Annotated in this window: 20 protein-coding genes; 7 read left to right on the plus strand and 13 right to left on the minus strand. The window is 60.5% G+C overall.

Annotated elements, in window-relative coordinates; all coding sequences use genetic code 11:
• From ACXJKE_RS18220 to ACXJKE_RS18230, 3 genes are read right to left on the minus strand one after another with little or no spacing between them, the layout of a single operon-like run.
• Complete coding sequence (locus ACXJKE_RS18220; RefSeq protein WP_457282000.1) at window positions 1-774, minus strand: IclR family transcriptional regulator; 774 nt, start codon at window positions 772-774, stop codon at window positions 1-3.
• Between the two features lie 41 nt (window positions 775-815).
• Window positions 816-1997 carry an ABC transporter substrate-binding protein gene (locus ACXJKE_RS18225; protein WP_457282001.1) on the minus strand — a complete coding sequence of 394 codons (1182 nt, stop codon included), beginning with the start codon at window positions 1995-1997 and terminating at the stop codon, window positions 816-818.
• Window positions 1998-2056: 59 nt separating this feature from the next.
• Window positions 2057-3100: a porin gene (locus ACXJKE_RS18230; protein WP_457282002.1), complete on the minus strand. Its 1044-nt coding sequence runs from the start codon at window positions 3098-3100 to the stop codon at window positions 2057-2059.
• 468 nt (window positions 3101-3568) lie between these two features.
• Between ACXJKE_RS18230 and ACXJKE_RS18235 the strand changes: the two genes are divergently transcribed.
• The 6 genes from ACXJKE_RS18235 to ACXJKE_RS18260 all read left to right on the plus strand — a co-directional run bounded on the left by ACXJKE_RS18235 (window position 3569) and on the right by ACXJKE_RS18260 (window position 9219).
• Window positions 3569-4540, plus strand: a complete 972-nt coding sequence (locus ACXJKE_RS18235; protein ID WP_457282003.1) for an ABC transporter permease — start codon at window positions 3569-3571, stop codon at window positions 4538-4540.
• Window positions 4541-4554: 14 nt separating this feature from the next.
• The gene (locus tag ACXJKE_RS18240) at window positions 4555-5496 is read left to right on the plus strand and encodes an ABC transporter permease (protein ID WP_457282004.1); all 942 of its coding nucleotides are present in this window, start codon (window positions 4555-4557) and stop codon (window positions 5494-5496) included.
• Window positions 5493-6467: an ABC transporter ATP-binding protein gene (locus ACXJKE_RS18245; RefSeq protein WP_457282005.1), complete on the plus strand. Its 975-nt coding sequence runs from the start codon at window positions 5493-5495 to the stop codon at window positions 6465-6467. The genes ACXJKE_RS18240 and ACXJKE_RS18245 overlap by 4 nt, the downstream gene beginning before the upstream one ends.
• Window positions 6464-7468 carry an ABC transporter ATP-binding protein gene (locus ACXJKE_RS18250; RefSeq protein WP_457282006.1) on the plus strand — a complete coding sequence of 335 codons (1005 nt, stop codon included), beginning with the start codon at window positions 6464-6466 and terminating at the stop codon, window positions 7466-7468. Before ACXJKE_RS18245 ends, ACXJKE_RS18250 begins: the two co-directional genes overlap by 4 nt.
• 72 nt (window positions 7469-7540) lie before the next feature.
• A complete protein-coding gene (locus ACXJKE_RS18255; RefSeq protein WP_457282007.1) occupies window positions 7541-8440 on the plus strand; it encodes a helix-turn-helix domain-containing protein in 900 nt (299 codons plus the stop codon).
• 71 nt (window positions 8441-8511) lie between these two features.
• Window positions 8512-9219, plus strand: a complete 708-nt coding sequence (locus tag ACXJKE_RS18260; protein WP_457282008.1) for a B3/B4 domain-containing protein — start codon at window positions 8512-8514, stop codon at window positions 9217-9219.
• Window positions 9220-9417: 198 nt separating this feature from the next.
• Here the strand turns inward: ACXJKE_RS18260 and ACXJKE_RS18265 are convergent, their stop codons facing one another.
• The 3 genes from ACXJKE_RS18265 to ACXJKE_RS18275 are packed head-to-tail and all read right to left on the minus strand — an operon-like array spanning window position 9418 to window position 12253.
• Window positions 9418-10686, minus strand: a complete 1269-nt coding sequence (locus ACXJKE_RS18265; protein WP_457282009.1) for a sensor histidine kinase — start codon at window positions 10684-10686, stop codon at window positions 9418-9420.
• Window positions 10687-10693: 7 nt separating this feature from the next.
• Window positions 10694-11401: a response regulator transcription factor gene (locus ACXJKE_RS18270; RefSeq protein ID WP_457282010.1), complete on the minus strand. Its 708-nt coding sequence runs from the start codon at window positions 11399-11401 to the stop codon at window positions 10694-10696.
• A 39-nt stretch (window positions 11402-11440) separates the two neighbouring features.
• Window positions 11441-12253, minus strand: a complete 813-nt coding sequence (locus ACXJKE_RS18275; protein ID WP_457282011.1) for a MipA/OmpV family protein — start codon at window positions 12251-12253, stop codon at window positions 11441-11443.
• Window positions 12254-12457: 204 nt separating this feature from the next.
• On the opposite strand from ACXJKE_RS18275, the gene ACXJKE_RS18280 reads away from it, so the two are divergent.
• Entirely contained in the window at window positions 12458-12646 is a 189-nt protein-coding gene (locus ACXJKE_RS18280; protein ID WP_457282012.1) for a hypothetical protein, read from the plus strand.
• A gap of 164 nt (window positions 12647-12810) precedes the next feature.
• Here ACXJKE_RS18280 and ACXJKE_RS18285 read toward each other — a convergent pair whose 3' ends face one another.
• From ACXJKE_RS18285 to ACXJKE_RS18315, 7 genes are all read right to left on the minus strand, one after another.
• Window positions 12811-13731 carry a hypothetical protein gene (locus tag ACXJKE_RS18285; protein WP_457282013.1) on the minus strand — a complete coding sequence of 307 codons (921 nt, stop codon included), beginning with the start codon at window positions 13729-13731 and terminating at the stop codon, window positions 12811-12813.
• Between the two features lie 227 nt (window positions 13732-13958).
• Entirely contained in the window at window positions 13959-14861 is a 903-nt protein-coding gene (locus ACXJKE_RS18290) for a hypothetical protein (protein WP_457282014.1), read from the minus strand.
• Window positions 14862-14969: 108 nt separating this feature from the next.
• Window positions 14970-15338, minus strand: coding sequence for a hypothetical protein (locus ACXJKE_RS18295; protein WP_457282015.1), 369 nt, complete (start codon window positions 15336-15338; stop codon window positions 14970-14972).
• 126 nt (window positions 15339-15464) lie between these two features.
• Entirely contained in the window at window positions 15465-15794 is a 330-nt protein-coding gene (locus tag ACXJKE_RS18300; protein ID WP_457282016.1) for a hypothetical protein, read from the minus strand.
• 29 nt (window positions 15795-15823) lie between these two features.
• Window positions 15824-16609: a tRNA-uridine aminocarboxypropyltransferase gene (locus ACXJKE_RS18305; protein ID WP_457282017.1), complete on the minus strand. Its 786-nt coding sequence runs from the start codon at window positions 16607-16609 to the stop codon at window positions 15824-15826.
• 58 nt (window positions 16610-16667) lie between these two features.
• A complete protein-coding gene (locus ACXJKE_RS18310) occupies window positions 16668-19397 on the minus strand; it encodes a polysaccharide deacetylase family protein (RefSeq protein ID WP_457282018.1) in 2730 nt (909 codons plus the stop codon).
• 375 nt (window positions 19398-19772) lie between these two features.
• Entirely contained in the window at window positions 19773-21122 is a 1350-nt protein-coding gene (locus ACXJKE_RS18315; RefSeq protein WP_457282019.1) for an ImmA/IrrE family metallo-endopeptidase, read from the minus strand.
• Window positions 21123-21148 lie beyond the last annotated feature (26 nt).

The raw sequence follows: 21148 nt of genomic DNA on the forward strand, positions 1-21148 counted from the left end.
CTAATCGGCAGAGGCGTCGGAGCGGCGATAACCGAGCTCAACCGAAAGGTCGTAGGCCGCCGCGCACAGCGGCTTGGCCAGCTTTTCCAGTCCTTTGGCCGTGATGCGGCTTGAAGGAATGGAGATGGCCATTGCGGCGATGACTTTTGATGTTCCGTCGCGCACCGGTGCCGCCACGGAAAGCACCTCATTCGTGATTTCGCCCAGGGAAGTGGCGTAACCCTGCTTGCGGATCTTGATCAGCTCCTCGTTCCATTTAGCGCGTTGAACGATGGTGTTGGGGGTGAACTTCTGAAAGTCCTGGGCGAAAAAGTCGTTCAAAAACTCTGCGGGGGCATAGGCCAGCAGGACTTTGCCCGACGCGCCACCGTGAAGAGGCCGCCTCATGCCGACAGAGCCATGGATGCGCACATCGTGCGTAGAGTCCCATCGGGCCACAGAGACGGATTCAAAGCCGTCACGGACACGGATCTGGACAATCTCGTTGAATTTGCTGGCCAGCTGCTGAAGATATTTGCTGGCCTGCCTGACCAGGCTGACCTGTTCGTCGGCAGCCAACCCCACAAGCAATGCGTTGTAGCCGAGATGGTAGGTCGCAGCATCACCCGATCGCTGCACGAAACCGCGCCGCTCCAGCGTGCTCAAAAGGCGGAACGCCCTGGCTTTGGTAATTCCCGATCTTTTGGAAAGCTCGGTCACACCCAGGCCGGGATTCTGGGCTACAAGCATCAATAAGCCGAGTGCTTCATCTACCGACGCTACGTTATAGTCCATTGCCTTCTTGCCGCTGGCTTGCTTCAACGGGTATGTTTGAGTTAGCGAAGCATTCTACCGTCAGGGCCTAGTACGACGACGTCGACATAAGTCGAGCCTGAGTGATTTGTCGGGGAAAAGTTGACGGAGAATCCGCCGAGATTTAGATCCCTCAACGACTCCAGGGATCGTTTCAGCTTTGCGGAAGTGGGATTCGGTCCGGCGCGTTTCAGGCCTTCGGCCAGTACCCTGGCCGCAATATAGCCTTCGGTCACCGCCAGATTTAAATCAGACCCAGGGACGCCAAATTTCTTGTGGTCCTCCTGCATTTCCCTGATGAGTGTGGAGGTTTTGCTCGACGGATCAGGCACCACCAGCGCTATGCCCAGCCCGTAGGCGGCCTGTTTGCCGATTCTTTTCACGACAGCGGCACCATCGGTGACCGAAAGCGCGACGACAAACGCCGAACTTCCACCCTGGCGAAAATTCTTGTAGAACTCGGCGGTCGCTGCACTCGTCGCCACTGAAATAACCGCGTCGGGTTTGGCCTTGAGAATCGTTGCGACCGCTTCACTGACATTGGTCGTGCCGTATTCGTAGCTCGCACTGCCCGAGAGCTGAAGGTTTTTCCCCTTGATCGCGTGTAGAGCCCGGTCGTAACCTTCAATGCCAAACGGGCTCTTTTCGTAGAGAACGGCGATGCGCTTGTGCCCGATGATGTTCATATGGGACACGATTTTCTGCACCTCCTGGGCATAGTTGGCGCGCGTGTGAAAAATCCAGGGGTTCACCGGTTGATGAAGCGAGACGGCCCCCGTTCGTGGCCCGACCAAAGGAATGCCGGCCACAGCCAGCACCTTTTCCTGAACCAGCGCTTCAACAGGGGCGGTTCCAGAAAATCCGATCAGCGCAACAGGCTTTTCTTCCTGGATGATTTCCCGTGTTTTTTCCACTGAGTCCGACCCGTCAGGTCCCCGGTCTTTGGTGACAAGTTTCAGTTTCGCCCCGTTAACGCCACCCCGCTCGTTGACGACGTCGAAATACAGTTGCACGCCCACCTTGACCTGGCTTGCCGCGGAATTCGGATCTTTAAGCTGGCCGATCTGGCCGATCACGATGTCCTGCGGAGCGGATGAGGCAACGGCACAAACTGTTCCCAGGATGCCTGTGCTGATCCAATGTTTAAGTGACATATGCATGCTTTCAAAATGATGGAGCCCGTCCAGGGCGTTCCTGTTGTCCATGACAAAAGCCCGCCGGAGGCGGGCTTTGCGTATCAGCTAGTTACGCCAGCTCCTGGCGCTCAGAAGTTGTGCTGAATGCCAACCCCGTACACGCGGATCACGTCATTGGCAACGCGGTTGTTCGGGTCCGAGCGGTCATAGAAGCCGTACAGCGAAGTGCGATTGCTCATCTTGTAGGAGTAGCCCGCCTGGAAGCGCTTGAGCTTGCCCGCCGGATCGCTCTGGACATCCTTGCGGATGTAGTTGGCCATGACCTTGCTGCTGGGCGTGATGTCCCAGGAGGCACCAATCATCTGCGCATCCACCTTGCTGCGCGACAGCGCATTGCCCTGGAAGTTGTCACGGTTGTAGACCGCCCAGGCCCGGATATCCCCGAAGTCGTAGGAGCCCACCAGCATCCACTTGTTCCTGAAATCATTGAGCAAGGCGCCGCCACGTTTGCTGTCCCTTCCGTAGCCGACGCCCAGACCCAGCGGGCCGCCGCCTTCGCCGTAGCTCAGCGAGACATCGGTCTGCTTGTAGTCGCTTTCAAAGCGGACCGGGCCGGCCGCGGTTTCCGGCAGGCCTTCACCATTGAAGTAATGGCCGGCGCGGAAGACGAAGTTGCTGATCACCGGGCTGGCATAGCCGATGGCGTTCGAGACACGTGTGCGCGCGTTGAAGATGGAGGTGCCAATCGCGGTGGCGCCGGCATCGTGGATGACGTACTCCACGTTGCGGCCCAGGATCGCATAGATCGGCGTGCGGCTGGGCGCGGCCGAGTCGATGCGGCCGATATTGACCACGCCAAAATCGCCGCTGATGCCGACGTAAGAGTTGCGGTAGACGGGCGAGCTTGACGCGCCGGTATCCGAAGAGATTCCCATCTCCAGGCCAAAGAGCGCTTTCAGCCCTCCCCCCAGGTCCTCGGTTCCCTTGGCTCCGAACCGGGACGCGTTGCCCGTGATCAAAGTCTGAGTGACGGAGCCGGTCTTTGAGTTCTCAAAGCTCGTGTCCATCCTCCCGTAGATCGTTACCGTGCTTTGCGCCAGCGCGGCGACGGGGGCTATTGCGGTTATTGCGCCGGCGCCAATCGCAGCCAGGCAGGCTATCTTCAATTTCATTTCTCACTCCTGAAAAGTTTTGTAAATGGCGGCGAATCATTCGCCGCCGCATGGGTGCTCACGGGCGCAGTTCGCCCAGGTCTTTCCTGCTTCCCTCCTCGCCGACCGTCATAAATCCCGAAAAACTCGCTTGCTTTTTTGTATTGACTAGCGATACACTGTATCAAACAGCGTTACAACTAGATCATGAAGCGGTGATGACTGTCAAGAAATTTCGCGGCGCTGTTGCCGCGAATGCACAAGGTGAAAGCTGGCAAGGGTGTTGGTTGGCCTCTAAATTGCGAGCAGTTGTGCGAACGTGACGTATCAGCGGGAGGCCTCCCGTTGACTGGAGTTTTTGATGGAAGTGACGTGCAATAGAGGGTCTGTTGCGGTTTCCTTGGGTGGGAACCGCGGGCTCGAGCGAAGTAGCGTGCGATATAGGTGCTTACTGGCCCGTGTCGCAGGCAGAGATAAGGACGCAATCTGATGTTTGGGCCCATATTCCAGCGAATGCGCGACAGCCTGGTCGTCGTTGCGCTGATGTCTGCCATCGCATTTACGGGCATTCACCTCATTGGCGACCCCATACACCTGCTCGTCAGCCCGAATGCCTCCACCGAAGAGGTAGAGGTCGCGGCGCGCAGCCTGGGGCTGGACCGGCCGATATACGAACAATACGCACTGTTTGTGAAGCATGCGGTCGAGGGAGACCTTGGCAAATCGTTTGTCTTCAACCGGCCGGCGCTGGGAATTGTTCTGGAGCGCATGCCCGCAACCCTGGAGATGGCGTTTGTTGCGCTGATACTGGCACTGGCCATCGGTATCCCTCTCGGGCTCGTCGCGGGCTTGATGCCGGACTCCTGGGTTCACAAGCTCATTGCCGGATTTTCAATCGCAGGGGTCACCATTCCCACGTTCTGGAAGGGGCTCATCCTCATCCTCATCTTTTCGGTGAACCTCGGATGGCTTCCGTCAGGCGGGCGAGGCGACACCGAACAGCTCTTTGGTGTCGCCTTCAGCTTCCTGACATGGGACGGCCTCAAGCACATGATCCTTCCGGCGACGACGCTTGCGATATTCCAGATTGCCATGGTGATCCGCCTGACGGAGACCGGAACCCGCGATGTGGTGCAACAGGAGTACGTGCGGTTTGCGCGCGCCAAAGGCGTGTCCGGGTTAAGGCTCCTGGCGAGACACATCGCCCCGAATGTGATGATCCCCGTTGTCACCGCCGTCGGGCTCGAGTTCGGTCACCTCATTGCCTTCTCCGTGGTGACCGAATCGGTCTTTGCGTGGCCAGGCATGGGCAAACTCATCATTGACTCGATCCTTCATCTCGACAGGCCGGTTGTCGTGGCCTACCTGATGGTCACCGTTCTTCTGGTGGTCTCCATCAACCTTCTGGTGGATCTCCTGTATGTGATTCTTGATCCCCGGCTCAGAGCCCGCAGCAAATAAAAATGAGGTGACCCATGATCCAGACCGAATCATTGAATCCGGAAGAAAAACTGGCGGACCTGCCAGTGGCGCAGCCGGCGCAAACCCCGTGGAGCCGGATCCGGCGGCAATTCCTGCTCAGCAAAATCGCGTCGGTAGCGCTTGTCGTCTTTGGGCTGCTGCTCATCGTGGCACTGGGCGCCCCGCTTTTCTCACCGCAAAATCCGTACGACCTGGCCTCCGTATCGATAGTGGACGCGGAACTCATCCCAGGTGCGCGCAGCGAAGCGACCGGAATGCTGCATGTCCTCGGCACCGATGGCGCCGGACGGGACCTGATCAGCGCAATCTTCTATGGGCTTCGCATCAGCATGGCTGTCGGCCTTCTCAGTGCATTGGCCGCACTTTGTATCGGAACAACAGTGGGCCTGACGGCCGCCTACTTTGGCGGACGTGTTGATTCGTTTTTCATGCGGATCGTTGACTTGCAACTGAGCCTGCCGGCCATCCTGATCGCGCTGGTACTTTTGGCATCGCTGGGCCAGGGCGTAGACAAGACCCTGCTGGCCCTGATCATTGTTCAATGGGCGTACTACGCCCGCAACGTGCGCGGGGCCGCGCTGGTGGAGCAACAAAAAGAGTATGTGGAGGCAGCGATGGGGCAAGGCCTGCCCCCCAGGCGAATCATGTTCAGGCACGTGCTGCCGAACTGCATGGGAACGCTGATCGTCACGGGCACCCTGCAGACGGCACACGCCATCAGCCTGGAGGCAACGATGAGCTTCCTGGGCATAGGGCTTCCCCAGACAGAACCCTCGCTGGGGTTGCTGATTGCCAATGGCTTCGAGTACATGCTCACGAACAAATACTGGATCTCGGTCTATCCGGGGTTGGCATTGGTGCTCCTGGTGGGGTCGATCAACCTGATCGGTGATCGTCTGCGTGTTGTTTTCAACCCCAAGCTGGATCAGGTATGAGCACCAGTGCGTTAAAGGTCAATGGGCTCACCACCCATTTCGAGACCAAGGCCGGTGTCGCCAGGGCGGTGAACGACGTTTCCTTCTCGGTCGGGCAAGGGCAAATCGTTGCCCTGGTGGGCGAGTCGGGATCGGGGAAGTCCGTGACGGCAATGTCCCTGATGAATCTGGTGGATCCTCCCGGTCGAATCGTTTCCGGTGAAATTCTCCTTCGGGGAAATAACCTGCGCTCTGTCTCCGCCCGCGAATGGAACAGGATTCGGGGCAAAGAGATGGCGATGGTTTTCCAGGATCCCATGATGTCGCTCAACCCTGTCATTCGGGTGGGAGACCAGTTGACGGAAACCATCCGGATTCACGCCAAAGTATCCCGGTCAGATGCCACGGAGCGTGCATGCGCCGCGTTGGCCGCGGTGGGAATTCCGGCGCCGGCCGAAAGGATGCGGGCGTATCCGCATGAACTGTCGGGTGGCATGCGCCAACGAATCGCCATCGCAAACGCCATCGTCAATGAGCCGGCCGTGATCATCGCCGACGAGCCGACGACCGCCCTGGACGTCACGATCCAGGCGCAGATTCTTTACCAGATCCGCAAGCTTACAAAAGAGCGCGGAACGGGACTGGTATGGATAACGCACGATCTGAGTGTGGTGAAAGACCTCGCCGACTACGTGTGCGTGATGTATGCCGGCCGCATTGTTGAGAAAGGCGCGGTCGCAGACGTGATCAGGTCGCCGAGACATCCTTACACACGCGGCTTGATCGACTCATTGCCCAAGTCACAGGATCGCGGTTCCCTGCTCAAGCCGATTCCCGGAAGTACGCCGCCCTTGCTCAACCTGCCGTCCGGTTGCGCGTTCGCACCCCGTTGTAGCCGGGCAACGCAAGCGTGCACAAAGATGCCCGGCCTGACCCGGACAGATGACCGGGAGTTTCTTTGCTTTCATCCCTATACCACCCACAACTCATGACCACGATACTTGAAGCGGCCAATGTCTCGAAACGGTTTGGCGCCGCGCAAACCTGGAGCGGGCAACTGGCGCACAAATTGAAGCTGGCTCGCAAGACGCCCAAACAGGTGTCCGCGGTCAGCGACGTCAGCCTGCAGATCGAGGCGGGAGAGGTGGTCGGCCTGGTGGGCGAGTCGGGCTGCGGAAAATCAACCTTCGGGCGGATTGTTGCGGGCATTCTGGAACCGTCCAGCGGCGACGTTGTGGTTCACCAGGTGCCAGGCAAGCCCTATCTTTCGGATGTCCATCGAAACGTCCAGATGGTCTTCCAGAATCCCTACGGCTCGCTCAATCCGCGGCTGCGTGTTGATCAGCTCCTCAGCGAGGCGGCGATCTATCACGGGTTGATTTCCGCAAAGGACAAGGCCCCCTTCGTGCGGGGCCTCCTGGAACAGGTGGGTCTTGACGCCAGTTACGGCGAACGCTATCCGCACCAGTTCTCGGGTGGGCAGCGGCAGCGAATTGCCATCGCAAGGGCGCTGGCCCTGAAGCCGTCGCTTGTCGTCTGTGACGAGGCCGTTTCGGCGCTTGACGTGTCCATCCAGGCGCAGGTGCTCAATCTTTTCCAGAAGCTCAGGCGAGAGCAGAACCTTGCCTACCTGTTCATCAGCCACAACCTGGCCGTGGTGGAATACCTGGCCGACCGGGTGGCGATCATGTACCTTGGCCGCATCGTGGAGCTGGCCAAAACGGAAACGCTCTTCAGCCAACCCAACCACCCCTACACGAAGGCACTCATTGCCGACGCGCCGCGCATGGACGCGAAGCCGCTCACGTACCGGCCGATTGCGGGCGAGATGCCGAGCCCCATGAATGTACCGAGCGGCTGCGCGTTTCACCCCCGGTGTCCGCATGTCATGCCCATTTGCCGGGAAGTCCGGCCGGCCCTGATTGAGGTCGCGGCATCGCAAATCTCGGCCTGCCATCTGAATACCACCACTTCAAAAGCTGCGGAGCCCTGACACCAGGGTGCCGCCTTGAGAGTGCGCCAGGAGGGCTGGCGCGCCGCGCATTCCCGAGGCATCATGACGCCCATGCCCTCCGCATCCGCATCCGCATCCGCATCATCCGCCCACCAGGGCCGTGTCTTCGGCTCGCCGTGGGCAGGCATCTACGCCACGCAGATGGAAAGCGCGCGCCACTTTGGCCGCCACTGGCATGCGGTGTATGGCGTAGGGCTGATGGAGCAGGGCGCGCAAAGCTCGGCCAGTGGCCGCGGCCCGGTTGATGCTTATGCAGGTGACGTCATCATGTGCAACCCCGGTGAAGTGCATGACGGCCGGCCGTTGGGCGGCCCTTCGCGGCGCTGGCGCATGCTGTACTTTGAGCCTGCGGTCATCGCGTCCCTTGTGGCTGATGCGGAAGACACCTCGCGGGCCACCGACATCGAACTCACGCGCCCCGTCGCGCAGGACGTGCGCCTGCGCACAGCATTGCAACACCTGCTCGGCCACCTGCAGCAGTGGGACGCCGGTGCGGGGCGCCGCGGTGCAGATCCCCTCGCGTGTGAAGAGGCGCTGGTCCGCGCCTGTGCCTTGCTGCTGCACCGTCATGCCGTTTCACCTGTCACGCAATCGCAAGTCTCATCGTCCACCTCACCTTCTTCGCCTGAGCTGCACCGCGCCCGCGACCACCTGGCTGCTGATCTGCTCGCCACGCCCACATTGACGGAGCTGGCGCGCACGGCCGGCCTCAGCAAGTTTCAGCTGCTGCGCCGTTTTGAAAGGGCCTTCGGCCTCACGCCCCACGCCTGGTTGCTGCAGCAGCGTGCCGAGCGAGCGCGCGGCCTCATCCGCAGCGGCGCCGGGCTGGCGCAGGCAGCTGCGGCCTGCGGCTTTGCCGACCAGAGCCATATGACGCGGCTGTTCGCCCGCCAGTTCGGCTTCACGCCCGGCGCCTGGCAGCAGGCCATGGCCAAAAGCTCGCTGCAATAACGTTCAAGACGGCTGGTGCGCGCGGCGGCATGCTGGCCGCTGTTTCACTTTTTAAAAAAAGGCAGCCGCGCATGTTCTTCCGCCATTCCCCGGCTATCTGGGCCGACTACCCCGAGCTGGTGCCCGGTGTGCTGGCCGCCAGCGGCATCACCGCCGATGCAGACGTCTCCGCCCAGGTCGCCCGTTTCAACGCCATTGCTGCCAGCCGCCTTGCCGGCTGTGCTGAAGGCGAGCTGCCCGAAGTGCAGGCCTGGCGCCGCACTTTTTCCAAAATGGGCCACAAGCCCACGCAGTACCGCTGCGCGTCTGAATCACTGCTGCGCCGCTTTCGCAAGGAAGGTTCGCTGCCGCAGCTGCACCCGTTGGTCGACCTGTGCAACGCCGTGTCGATTGCGTTCGCCATTCCCGTCGCCGTGTTTGACGTGGCCCGGGTGGCGCAGCAGCTGGAGGTGCGCTACGCCACCGGCGTTGAAAGCTACCAGGCCTTCAGCGGCGAAACAGAAAGCCCCGAGCCGCACGAAGTCATCTTTGCCGACGCCGCCCAGCCGCCCGCAGCCCACGCCCGCCGCTGGACTAATCGGCAAAGCGGCCTCTCGGCCGTCAGCGCCGCCACGCACAGCGTGCTCATCGTGGCCGAGGCCCTGCACGCCGCGGCGGCAGATGACGTGCGCCGCCTCATCAGCACACTTGCCACCGAGCTGGCCGCCGCCTGGCCGGCCGCGCCCGTCACCGCGGTGCTCAGCAGCACCGCGCCGCAGTTTGATTTTCCGGGTGGATAAAGGTCGCAGGGTCTGATTGAGGCCTTTTCAAGGCATTTCCAGGCATAAAAAGTGGCTGCAACCCAATAAGAATGTGCGCAAGCAGCTATTAATTTGGTAGCAACATGCGGCCGTCCTGCCCGCCCGGCGTTGCTGCCGCCCTGCGTTACCCCGCGTCTTTTCCGGGCACGGTGAATGCCTGAAACCAGAAGCTGGAAACTAGAAGCGGATATCCACCACCGAACCTTTGCTCACCGCCGACGAAATGGCCAGCGACCATTTGAAGCGCTCGCAGATCCGCTTCGTCAAAAACAGCCCCAGCCCCCGGCCGCCGCCGGGCTTCATGGACGTCTGCAAGGCCGCGCTGTAGCTGCGCGCGGCCTCCACCGCGTCGAAGCCTTCGCCGGAGTCGCTCACCCGCAGCATTTGCGGCGTGAGGCTGACCGTGACGTCCCCCTTCTGCGTGTTCTCGGCCGCATTCCTCAGGAGGTTGGCAATGACGATCCTGACCATCGCTTCCGGCGCATCGACGGAAAGGCTGACGCACTCCACCAGCACATAGCGCGCGGGCTTGAAGGCCAGCAGGTGCTCATGGTCCTGCATCAGCTCCTGCAAAATCAGGTCGACCCGGGTGGTCTCCACCCTCGCGTTGCCATCCGGCTCGCGCGACAGGTAAAGCAGGGCGCCCATGGTTTCGGTCAGGTTGTCGACTGTGCCGCGAATCCGGTCCAGCGGGCCTTTGGCCTGCGTGGGCAGCGCCTGTTTGGCCAGCACGTCCACCGCGCCGCTGATCACGGCGACCGGGGTGCGGAATTCATGGCTGGCCTGGTCCAGCAGGCTGCGTTCCCGCTCGATGAAGCGCTCCACCCTTTCAAGGTGGCGGTTGACCTGCACCGCGATGTCGTGCAGCTCCGCCTGCGGGTAATCAACCGACAGCCGCTGCAAGGGCTGCTCCGGATCCAGGGCCTCCATGCGTTGCGCCAGGGCCCTGACCGGCTTGCGCAGGCTGCCGTGAAGCCAGAGCAGCGTGGCGCCCACCAGCGCCAGGTTGACCAGCACAAAGATCAAGCCCCCGATGCCCACCTTGTTCTGCAGCTGCTCGATGTCGGTCATGTCAATGACCGTGACCACGCGGCCGTCCGCGACCGGCGTGACCAGGGCCGCGTAGTCGTGCTCGTCAAACCGGTCCAGATCCTGTTCGCTGTAGAACCCGGCGGGCAGCGTGGCCAGGTAGGGCGGCATGTCGGCGGGCAAGGCCGTGCCGCTCTTGAGGTGCCATCCCTTGTAGGCGCCCTGTGTCGGCAAAGGCACGGGTTGCTTGCCCGTGCTGCCGGCAATGTAATGCTGGGTGGTCGAGCGCAGTATCTGCTCCCACACCGGGTGCGTGATCATCACCTGGCCGAAGCCGACCGAGACAATGACACCCAGGGCCAGCAACACCCCGAAAGCGACGAACAGGGCGCTGATGCGCCAATGCAGGTCGAACATGCGTGGTTTATTCGCCATCCTGCACCCGCAAGCTGTAGCCCTGCCCGAGCACGGTGTGCAGGATTTTCGGGGCGCCCTCGCCATCGACCTCTTTGCGCAGCAGGTGCATGTGCGACCTCAGGATGTCCTTGTCCAGTGTGCGCTCGCCCCAGATCTGCGACTCCAGGTGTTCGCGGCTCACGACGTGCGGCGAGCGTCGCATCAAGACCTCCAGTATCTGCCGCTTGATCGGCGACAGCGACAGCTCGCGGTCCCCCCGGGTCACGACCAGCGACTGCAGGTTGAAGCGCAGGTCGCCGACTTCCAGCACCTGCCCCGGGGCCTGCGCCGCATGGCTGCGCGTCACCAGCACCCGCAGCCGCATTTCAAGTTCCGGCAGCGCGATGGGTTTGACGAGGTAGTCGTCGGCCCCGGCTTCAAAGCCCTGCAGCTTGCTGTCCAGCTGGTCTTTGGCCGTCAGCATGATCACCGGCGTCCTGGACTTGAGTTCGCCCCGAAGCTGCGTGAGCATCGTCAGGCCGTCCATGCGCGGCATCATCCAGTCCAGCACGATCGCGTCGTAGTGATTCGCCTGCACCATGCCCAGCCCCGATTTGCCATCGGGCGCGGCGTCGGGCTTGTGGCCGCAAGCTTCCAGGTAGTCGTAGATATTCGCCGCCATGGGCGCGTTGTCCTCGACGATCAGGATGCTTAGCGGGCCTTCAATCATGTCCATCTCGGTCCTCTATCTCGGTCGCGTGGTGGCGCGGCGGCGTCAGAATTTCCTCGAAACCCCGACAAAAACAGAAGTTACTCCATTAGCGTCCCTGTCCACCAAGGGGCTGTTGCGGATCTTGTTTGGCAGCGCGCTGTAAGACAGGCCGCCCGCCAGAATCCACTTGTCGGCAAAGGGCCGCATCACCTCAATACCGACACGCGGAATCACCGCGCTGCCCGGCTTGTAGTTCACCACACCGCGGGCGACTTCCGTGTCCAGTGTTCCGTAGTAATAGTTGGCCAGCTTGGCCGAGTAATGGCTGACCGCGATGTTGGGCGTGATCGTGGTCGATCCCCACTGCAGCGGGTAGCCGTATTTGGCCGAGGCCTCGTAACCCTTGCTCGCGCCCGACACATCGGCCTTCAGCGCCAGCTCCACCACGCCCATCTGGCCCTTGAAGGACCCGGCAATCCCCAGGTCCAGGCCGCCGTCGCGGTCTTCCAGGAGGTTGCGGTTGATGCCCCGGGCCGCGAGTTCGGCCAAACCGAAATCATCTTTCTTGATGCCGGCCAGCCGGGCGCCCAGCGTGGCATCAAATGTGAAACCGTCGCGGCTGAGCAAGTGGTAACCCCCGCTGATGCCGCGCCAGAAGAACTTCTCGCCCTGGTAGCTGATCAGCGGCACTGCGCGCAGCTTCGTGCTTTCGCCCGCGTAAATGTCGGTTCGGGCCGCCACGCCCACACCCAGGCCCCAGGGTGAAGCCCCGGGCTCGGGCTTCGGCTGCGCATAGGCGCCCGTAATGCCCGTAACGCCCGCGAGCGCCGACAGCAACACCACACCGGCGGGAACAACAACAGATTTGCGCTTCATAGGGAGATTTCCTCTGGGACGGTTTTTGGAAAAAGGCCGCCGGCGGATCGCCAGGCTGGGACGCACTGTGCCGCGCTCCTGTCGCGGAGATGTCGCGGCCGGGATGCGGTGTGGAAGCACGCATCGCGACATCCCGGCGACAGCCAGCGCCGACCATCACCGCCTTTGCTTTCCTTTTCCCTTTTTGAAACCGGACCCATCAGGATGACAAAACGCCAAGCCCGCCCTTACGCCGCACCTTCCCCGGCCGCCAAGCCCGCAGCCCGCGCCGAAACAAACCCGCACCCGCTCAAGCGCGACCCTTCCGCCACGGCCGCGCTGCCGCTTTTTTCGATGTTTTTTTTGGGCGCATGGACTGGCAAGCCCGGCGCGTTGCGCGGGCGCAAGCGATGAGGAGGTGATGCCGGGAAAGGTGGTGCGCGGGCTGCGGGTCCGCCAACCTCAATGCGCAATCGCAATTTTAAGTGGCTGCAGCCCAATAAGGCTGTGCGCGAGCAGCTATTAATTCAGGAGCAAATCGCGGCCGCCCACGGTAACCAGCCGTGGCCTGCTTTGAGTTACTTCTCCGTGCCGGGAAAGTACGGCGCGCCCTGCATCGCCGTCAGCGGCAGATAGAAAGTTTTCACCGGCGCCAGCGGCGCATTCCGCACCACCACCTTGCCCAAGGCTGCGGCGGCTTTGTCCTGGGCCTCTTCTTCGCTGCCCTCTTCCGCCGGGCGTTTGGCGCCCGGCACCAGCGCCGGCCGTATGCAGGCAGCGCGTATGCCTTCGAGGATCTCGCCCGGCAGCTCGTCGCGTTTGCCAAAGCGGCTGCCGTCTACATGCAGCACGTCGCCCTTCAGCGTGGCAGACAGGTTCAGCGGCGGGTTGCCAAACGACTGGTCGTAGCCCACCGCCAGCGTGTTCGCATCGCCGCGCCGGTACTGCACCACGCGCAGCCGTTTGGGCTGGCGGTTGGCGTCCACCTCCACGTCGCCTATATAAAAGTAGCGCACCTGTGCCGCCGGCAGGGGCGGCAGCTTGTAGCTGTCAGACCAGTTGTTCTGGTCTGACTTGAACAGCGGGCGCAGCGTGGTGGGCAGCGCGTCGTTGCCGGAAGTGGCAAACACGGCAGACGTTGCGTTCGAAAGCGAATAGCCGTGAAAGTCAAACGCCACAGTCTCCTTCTGCTCAGGCACCTGCTTGCCAAAGGCGGGGAAGATCGCGCCGTTCTGCCGAACCTCCTGCAGGCGCACGCCGTTGCCTTCGGCCTTCCAGCGCCCGCCGGCCAGCATGTCGAGCGAGCCGCCCATGAAGGTAAAGCAGAAGGTGTTGTCGTCCAGCAGCATCAGCTGCGCACGCGAGTCAACCGAGCCCTGCGTGTAGCCGCCCACATAAGGCTTTTCAGCCGCAGTCAGCGCCTGCGCGCCGGCCATCGGCAGCAAGGTGAGGGCGATGGCGGCAAGCGTGGTGCCAAGAGGCTGGGAGATGGAGCGCATGGGCAGTGAGTCCGGTGGGGGTTGAAGCCAATGAATGTATTACAGCGGGTGCCCTGGCTGCGCCGGTATCAATAACAGCGCTGCGGTGCGCGGCAGTGGCCCGGGGCGAAGGAGGCAGCCCTGTTGGGCTTCTTCAAGCATAAAAAGTGCCTGTAGCCCAATAGGAGTCTGCGCGAACAGCTATTAATTTGGTAGCAAATTGCGCCCGCCGCAGCGACACATCCAGCCTACTTGTCTTCAGAAAAATACGCCGCGCCCTGCAGGGCCGTCAGCGGCAGATAGAAGGTTTTCACAGGCACCAGCGGTGGCTGTTTCACGGACGTCGCGCGTCCGGCCGCTATCTCTGCGGCTTCTTCTTCGCTGGGGCGTTTGGGCTCCGCCAGCGCTGGCCGTATGCAGGCCGAGCGTATTCTTTCCAGTGCTTTTTCCGGCAGCTCCTTGCGCGGGCCAAAGCGGCTGCCGTCTACATGCAGCACCTCACCATCCTTCAGCGTGGCAAGCTGGTTCAGCGGCGGGTTGCCAAACGCCGGGTTGTAGCCCACGCGCAGCGTGTTCGCATCGCCACGCCGGTACTGCACCACGCGCAGCTGCTTGGGCTGGCCGTTGGCATCCACTTCCGCATCGGCCATATAAAAGTAGCGCACTTGCGCCACCGGCATGGGCGGCAGCTTGTAGCTGGAAGACCAGCCGTTGTGGCCGTCCTTGAAGAGCCGGCGCAGACTGGTCGGCAAGACCTCGTCGCTGCCCGTGGCAAACGCGACCGATACCGCGCGAGACAGCGAATGGCCATGAAAGTCAAACTCCACGGTCTGTTTCTGCTCAAGCACCTGCTTGCCAAAGACGGGGAAGACGGAGCCGTTTTGCCGTACCTCCTGCAGGCGCACACCGTTGCCTTCGGCCTTCCAGCGCCCGCCGGCCAGCATGTCGAGCGAGCCGCCCATGAAACTAAAACAAAACGTGTTGTCGTCCAGCAGCATCAGCTGCGCACGCGAATCGACCGAGCCCTGGGTGTAGCCACCGACATACGGCTGTTCAGCCGGGGTAACGGCCAGCGCGCCGGCCGGCGGCAGCAAGGTGAGGGCGAAGGTGGCAAGTGCGGTGCCAAAAAGAGGCAGGGAGCTGGGGCGCATGGGTATCCAGGTGATGTGAAAGGGTGAGGAAGGCAGTGAATGTATTACAGCGGTTACCCAGCGGCGCCGGGCTCAATGCAAGCAGATGTCAGCGCGCGGACTAAGGCACTAAGGCACAAAGCGCGAAGCCACAAACGCCAACCCCGCCAGCCCGCCCCACAGCAGCGCTGTCACCAGCCGGTTGCGTTCGTTTTCATGGTGCGTCATGAAGAGATGGCCCAGCAGCCAGGTGATGCCGTTAAAGCCGAACAGCAGCCCGATGAGAACGGCCGTGCCGACGTAGACACCGTGCATCCACAGCGGAATCGACAGGAAAAAATACGCCACACCGCGCGACGGATAAATCAGGTACATGCCCAGAAACAGTGACACCTCAAAAAGCGGCACGGCCACCAACGCAGCCACCAGCCGCCACAGCAGGCCTTCGCTTTCGTCCGACGGGGAAGGCCGCTTGCGCAGGTAGCCAGGTTGGTTCATGGGGAGTGCCGGTAATGCTGGGTGATGGTTTGACAGTGTGGACTATAGGGCCGACGTAGCCGATTTAGCGGATGTTACTTGCGCCGCTTCGTGTTTGGCCGGCAGCGGGGATGGTCCCGTGCTTGCTTAAAGAAAGGGAAGGCAAGCGCGATAGGTGGTGATGGATACCCGGTCTTGAACAAGCATCAAGGCCATGGCGCTGCAGAAAAAAATCGCAACCAAAATCCGGAATTTGAAAACCATGGAATTGAGCTTCGTGTCCAGAAGTTTTTTATGCTTGCCACGTAGGAGATATTCATGCATGGCCGCACCCTGGCTGTCGCCGTCCGCAAACTTGATCTTGTGCTGCGCCAGGTCTGCCCATATGCCGGGATGCGTTTGCTGGAAATGGGCCGCCAGTTTTCCGTCGTAGAGCGCTCCCGCGATGAAGCCCAACACCACACCGGCGAATGACAAGGCATGCAACAAAACCAGGGGGCTGCACATCAGGACGCCCCAGCAGAAGGCAACAGCACTTCCTCCAATCGCAGCTGATACAAACGCTGGTGCGCCGCATCTTCTAAATCCAAGGGCTGCTGCTGTTTAGCCTTCAAATAGCGGTTGGTAAACACATCCAGGTAAGCCTCCAGCGTTTGTGCTGCATGCGTTTCACCGGCCAGCTCCAGGCACAGGGCGGCCACTTCAGATGTGCAAAAGTGCGTGTCGCGCTGCGAGCGGCGCAGCTTGTAGCGAGAGAGCTGCTCGCTCTGCAAACTCAGCACCGGCAAGTGGTTGAGGTAGGGGCTCTTGCGAAACATCTTGCGTGCTTCGGGCCAGGTCGCGTCCAGCAGCACAAACAGCGGGCGTTTGGCATTCTGGCTATCTGCTGAGTCGGCAGGCAACACATCTGCCACCACCCGCTCTGCCGCCACAAACTCACCGGGGAATACCAAATAAGGCTGCCACTGCGGGTCGGCGAGTAGTGCCAGCAGTGCAGGGTCTACCTCGGTGCGCGCCCACTCAAATGCAAACGTGTCCGCCACCACATCGGCAATCAGCCAGCCCGTGTTGCTGGGTTTCAGTGCCTCGATGTCGGCCATGACCAGGCACACACCCGCACGCGTGGGCACGCTGGGGCGCAGGGCGCACATGCAGTGGCTGGGCATCAGCCGGCAACCGGCGCAGCGCACATTGCGCGGGCCGCCGCGGGCCAGGAAGGGTTTGGAGGCGCGCGCCAGACGCGCAGTGCGCAGCCGGGAAACTGCGTGAGCGGCTGGGGAGGTGGAAGTCATAGGCAGAGTATCGCCAAATCGCCCCAGGCCACTTCAACTCCAGCCTGCTTCAGCAGCATCAGGCCTTCTCAAGCTCCTGTTTCGCATGGGTTGCGCCCGGCCCGTTCGGTGCCAGCTCCAGGTAGTTGCGAAAAGCCTTCTTCGCCTTCTCGCCATCGCCTGCGCGGGCATGGGCGTCGCCCAGGTTCAGGTAGGCAATCGCACGTGATGGGTCCATCTTCACGGTGTTCTCAAACCAGCGCGCCGCTTCCTTGAACTTGTCTTGCTTGAAATAAACAAAGCCGAGGTTGTTGGCGGCCAGTGCAAAGTCGGGGCGCAGCTTCAGCGCCTCGGTGAACTGGGCTTCGGCTTCGGCATACAGCTTTTCTTTATAGAGCTGCAGGCCGCGGTCATTGGCGCGCTGGGCCAGTTGCCGAGCCGAGCTGGGCACCGCCAGCGGCGTGGTGATCTTTTGTTCACCACCCTGCAGGTCTTTCACCACCACGGTTGCCGTGGGCGGCGCCGTCACCGGCGCATCGCTGCCGGCTGTGGGCGCCGCAGCGGGCGGGCGTGTGGCGTCCAGCTTGCTGTTCAGCGCAATCGCATCGCCAGACAGCTGGCTTGTCTGCGCGCTTAAAAACTCGGCCTCTGCCGGCAGCGCAAACACAAAGTCGCCGCCTTCCGAGCCCGGCAGGCTGCCAAAGGCCGGCGTCTGCCGCGACACCGACGCCACGGCCGGCGCTACATACGCGGCCAGCTCGGTCGCGGTGATCAGGCCGTCGCCGTTCAGGTCGGCCTTGCCGCCCATCGCCTGCAGCAGCGTCCAGGTAAACACCGAATGCCCGTTCGGCCCGCCGTCGGCTACCAGCTGGTCGGCGCCGCCGGCCGTCAGCATCTGCCGGCCCAGGCGCTTCGCGTTGTCGCGCAGAAAGTTGCCAGAGCCCGCGCCGCGCGTCAGGCCCAGCCCGCTGTAGCAGGCGTCCATCACAAACAGCACATGCTTGGCCGTCAGGCTTTCGGCAATGTTCTGCAGCTCTGTCATCGGCACCGCGTCCGTCGCGATCTTGTTCGGGTCTGAATCTGCCGGAATGATGTAGCCCAGGTCGCGGCCAGAGCTCAGCTGCCGTGTGGCGCCGTGCCCGGCAAAAAACACGAACAGCCGGTCGTTCTTCTTCATGCCGCTGTGCGCCAGCTTGTCATGAAAGGCGGCCAATATGCCGGTGCGTGTGGCCTCGCGGTTTTCCAGAGAGATCACATGGTCGGCCGCAAAGCCAAAGCGTTGAATCAATGTTTCGCGAATGGCACGCGCGTCGCGCACCGCGTACTGCAGCTTGGGCCAGCTGGCGTAGTCGTCAATGCCAATCACAATGGCCCACGAGTCGCTGTAGCCCGGGTTGGCTGCCTGCGGGGCGGGTGCCACGCCAGAGCCCTTGGCCACGGTAAAGCCGCTGCCGTCCCAGCTCGCAAACTGGTAGCCGTCGGCCACCAGGCGTTCCAGAATCGCCGGCAGCGCCTTCACGGTGCGTTCATGAATGTCATGAAACAGCACAATGCCGCGGCCTTCTTTTTCTACTGACTTCAGTACGCGTTCCACAATCGAGCTGGGCACCGGGTCGGCCCAGTCGAGCGAATCAATGTTCCACATGACAGAGCGCAGGTGCGCGGCCGACAGCACATCCAGCCCTTCGTCGTTGCGCGCGCCATACGGAAAGCGAAAGAGCGGTGAGCGCCGCACATCCACCGCTTTGAGCAATTCATCAGTGCCCAGCATTTCTGATTTAAGGCCCGCGCCATTGAGCCTGGAAAGCTGCGCGTGCGTCATGCTGTGGTTGGCCAGCGTGTGGCCGGCTTCCAGCAGTTTGCGGCTGATGTCTGCACGCGGCCCCAGTTTGGTTTTGCCGTCGGCCGTCACCGTGCCCAGGTTGCTGCCCACCTGAAAGAAGATGCCCGGCGCGCTGTACTGCTTCAAGATGGCCGCAATCTCATTCGTGTAAACGCCGTGCGGGCCGTCGTCAAACGTCAGCACAATCGTCTTGGGCGGCAGGCTGTAGCCAAACACTTCGCCCTCTTCCTCGTCTTTGTTTTTGCGCGTGGTGGGCTTGGGCAGCGCGTAAGGCATCACCACACCAAAGTCTTTCAGAATCTGCTCACGCGTGTAGCGCTTCTTCAGGCTGGCAACGTAGTCTTCCCAGCGCTCACGCTTCAGCTCAATCGCGCGCGGCTCAAAACGGCCGAATACCAGGCGAATTTCTTTTTCGTAGTTGCGCTCAATTTCTATCAGCGCGTCCAGGTCTTCACCAATGCGCTTGTGCAGTTTGATGGCCGGGAGTGACGAATCAGCCGCCACACTGGCCTGCAGGCTGCGTAGCAGCTCCCGAAAAGCCAGCCGGTCTGCGTCAAAAAGGCCTTTGTCGCTTTCCACATAGTCCAGGATTCCGCTAATCGCATCAAAGCGCTGCGCACTGCCAGAAGCCACCAGCGCCGCCAGTTGCGCCTCAATCTCGGCCACCCGCGCACGGTTGTCATGAAACAACCCCTGCCCCACCTGGTTGGCCATGGCCCGCTCACCCGCCCCCAGCTTTTTCTCATCGGCAAACAGCACGATGATTTTTCGGTAGCTGGCCAGCAGGTCCTGCATGCCCGCCAGGATTTTGCTGGTGTCGAGTGGTGCGGCGGCCAGAGCGGTGGCAGGCGGTGGTGCGTCTTTCTTGCTGCGGTCAGAGTCAAGGGTAATGACGATGGCGGTGGCCACTACCAGTAACAGGGTCCCTCCGGCTGCGGCGAGGGCGATCTTGGTTTTGTTGTTCATGGGTTGTTTTTATTCGGCGCGGGGCTGGGCTTTTTCCGAATCTACCATTTGGCGTGTCGCAATTAGTTCTTGTTGCTAGGCTTTAGCGGTTCAATGGCGGCCATGACTGGGTATATGGTGCGCACGCGTGGGAACAACGGGGCGCAGGGCCCACATGCAGCGACTGGGGATGAGACGGCAAGCGGCACAACGTTCATTGCTTGGACCGCCGCGAGCGCGAAAAAGTTTGGAGGCGCGCCAGGCGGGAGACAGCGTGAGGCATAGGAGGCTGGGATAGAGGAGCCGCTGGGTTGAGTGACTGTTGAGCTGCTGACGGTACTTGGCACATTGTTTAATCGGAGGCCAGCGATCAGAACTTACCTGATACCTTCGCGTCTATCGAACGGCCTCACTCCAAGATTCATAAGCCCGTTGAACTGTCTGAAAAGAACGTAATCGAGCATCTACCAACAATCCCAAGTCCTCTAGCCGAATAGTTATGGCTTTTCTAGATACACCGTAACGTTGCATTAGGTGGGTAGTTATCTTTTCGTAGCTTTCTAAGTTGCAGGGTTGCGTATCAACAAAAAGAGTTCCATATCCCTTATTCGGAATGTTCAGCTCTTTGATCAACCCTCGAAAATCGGCTATGACGTTGGTTCTGGGAATTAGGATGCAGCTCGCAAGAAAATTTGCCTGAAACTCCATTCTCCCTATGTGAGTACCCGCGGCAATAAAACTCCCACTCGGCGAAAAGTCGCCTTCGTCGCAGTATTCCCGTGACATGTACTTTGAATGACCAAGCAAGTGATGTGCTAATTCATGGGCTAGCGTAAATCGCTCACGTCCATAGGGCGCGTCTTCGGGCTGCCGAAAAATATGAATTTCAAGCGGATCAAATGTGATTCGACCAAGTGGAGGTGACGAAATAAAGGAGTCGGGTGGAACGACATTCTTTAAGACCTTAAGTCCGTACTTGGTTTCTTCGAGTTCGCACAGAGCATTTAAAGAAACCTGTCCCGTGGAATAGCCTACATCAAACAGTATTGAAGACGCCCGATTTTCTAGTTCATCTTTTTCCAGATACTTAACTTGACTTATGAGGCGGTCTCGACCGTTCCCGACTTCCCTGATTTGTGTTTTTGAAAGAGAGGTTTCTAAAACGAAGTCCTCAACAAAATCCCATAGAGAATTAGTAGTTCTTGCTGTCGACTGACAATAAAGATCGAAAAAATTGCTGGTGAAGTCTTCTCTTGCAAGGCCGTACTCTGCGGCAACTGATGCTTCTGCGTTGGTCGTTCTTGCAGTACCAGAGGCAGAACGATCGAGCTCCCATTTGAAGGGCTGTTTATCAAAGTATCGAAGCAGGCCAATTCCCTTGGATTTAGAGAAAGCGCGAGTGCCGGCTTGAAAAGAGTTGGTACTCGCCACTACGCATTTGACATTAGCGCCTGATATTTGTTGCGCTTTGGCGAAAAATTCCTCTGCGTCATCGACTGGAACCGGGTGATTGTAGTTTTTGCATTCAATAAGAATCACCATAGAAAATGCATCTCGACCTGGTGTGAATACCTCGATCGATACATCGAAAATAATGTTCTTTCCACGATCTTTTGAGTAATAGCCTTTTTTACGATGAAGCTTGCAGCATTCCTTCTTGACCCAGAACCGATCATTCTCGATCTCAGAAAGAAATAGAGCGTGAATTTTTTCCTCCAAGGTATCACCGAAGATCGTTGAGTTCATTTGGGGTTCCTTATTGCGGAAGCATG

It is taken from the genome of Polaromonas sp. P5_D5, assembly GCF_054049435.1.

Bases quoted from the DNA above. Each gene is read 5' to 3' on its own strand.
- ACXJKE_RS18220 (WP_457282000.1), bottom strand. From the start codon at position 774: ATGGACTATAACGTAGCGTCGGTAGATGAAGCACTCGGCTTATTGATG.
- ACXJKE_RS18225 (WP_457282001.1), bottom strand. From the start codon at position 1,997: ATGGACAACAGGAACGCCCTGGACGGGCTCCATCATTTTGAAAGCATG.
- ACXJKE_RS18230 (WP_457282002.1), bottom strand. From the start codon at position 3,100: ATGAAATTGAAGATAGCCTGCCTGGCTGCGATTGGCGCCGGCGCAATA.
- ACXJKE_RS18235 (WP_457282003.1), top strand. From the start codon at position 3,569: ATGTTTGGGCCCATATTCCAGCGAATGCGCGACAGCCTGGTCGTCGTT.
- ACXJKE_RS18240 (WP_457282004.1), top strand. From the start codon at position 4,555: ATGATCCAGACCGAATCATTGAATCCGGAAGAAAAACTGGCGGACCTG.
- ACXJKE_RS18245 (WP_457282005.1), top strand. From the start codon at position 5,493: ATGAGCACCAGTGCGTTAAAGGTCAATGGGCTCACCACCCATTTCGAG.
- ACXJKE_RS18250 (WP_457282006.1), top strand. From the start codon at position 6,464: ATGACCACGATACTTGAAGCGGCCAATGTCTCGAAACGGTTTGGCGCC.
- ACXJKE_RS18255 (WP_457282007.1), top strand. From the start codon at position 7,541: ATGCCCTCCGCATCCGCATCCGCATCCGCATCATCCGCCCACCAGGGC.
- ACXJKE_RS18260 (WP_457282008.1), top strand. From the start codon at position 8,512: ATGTTCTTCCGCCATTCCCCGGCTATCTGGGCCGACTACCCCGAGCTG.
- ACXJKE_RS18265 (WP_457282009.1), bottom strand. From the start codon at position 10,686: ATGTTCGACCTGCATTGGCGCATCAGCGCCCTGTTCGTCGCTTTCGGG.
- ACXJKE_RS18270 (WP_457282010.1), bottom strand. From the start codon at position 11,401: ATGGACATGATTGAAGGCCCGCTAAGCATCCTGATCGTCGAGGACAAC.
- ACXJKE_RS18275 (WP_457282011.1), bottom strand. From the start codon at position 12,253: ATGAAGCGCAAATCTGTTGTTGTTCCCGCCGGTGTGGTGTTGCTGTCG.
- ACXJKE_RS18280 (WP_457282012.1), top strand. From the start codon at position 12,458: ATGACAAAACGCCAAGCCCGCCCTTACGCCGCACCTTCCCCGGCCGCC.
- ACXJKE_RS18285 (WP_457282013.1), bottom strand. From the start codon at position 13,731: ATGCGCTCCATCTCCCAGCCTCTTGGCACCACGCTTGCCGCCATCGCC.
- ACXJKE_RS18290 (WP_457282014.1), bottom strand. From the start codon at position 14,861: ATGCGCCCCAGCTCCCTGCCTCTTTTTGGCACCGCACTTGCCACCTTC.
- ACXJKE_RS18295 (WP_457282015.1), bottom strand. From the start codon at position 15,338: ATGAACCAACCTGGCTACCTGCGCAAGCGGCCTTCCCCGTCGGACGAA.
- ACXJKE_RS18305 (WP_457282017.1), bottom strand. From the start codon at position 16,609: ATGACTTCCACCTCCCCAGCCGCTCACGCAGTTTCCCGGCTGCGCACT.
- ACXJKE_RS18310 (WP_457282018.1), bottom strand. From the start codon at position 19,397: ATGAACAACAAAACCAAGATCGCCCTCGCCGCAGCCGGAGGGACCCTG.
- ACXJKE_RS18315 (WP_457282019.1), bottom strand. From the start codon at position 21,122: ATGAACTCAACGATCTTCGGTGATACCTTGGAGGAAAAAATTCACGCT.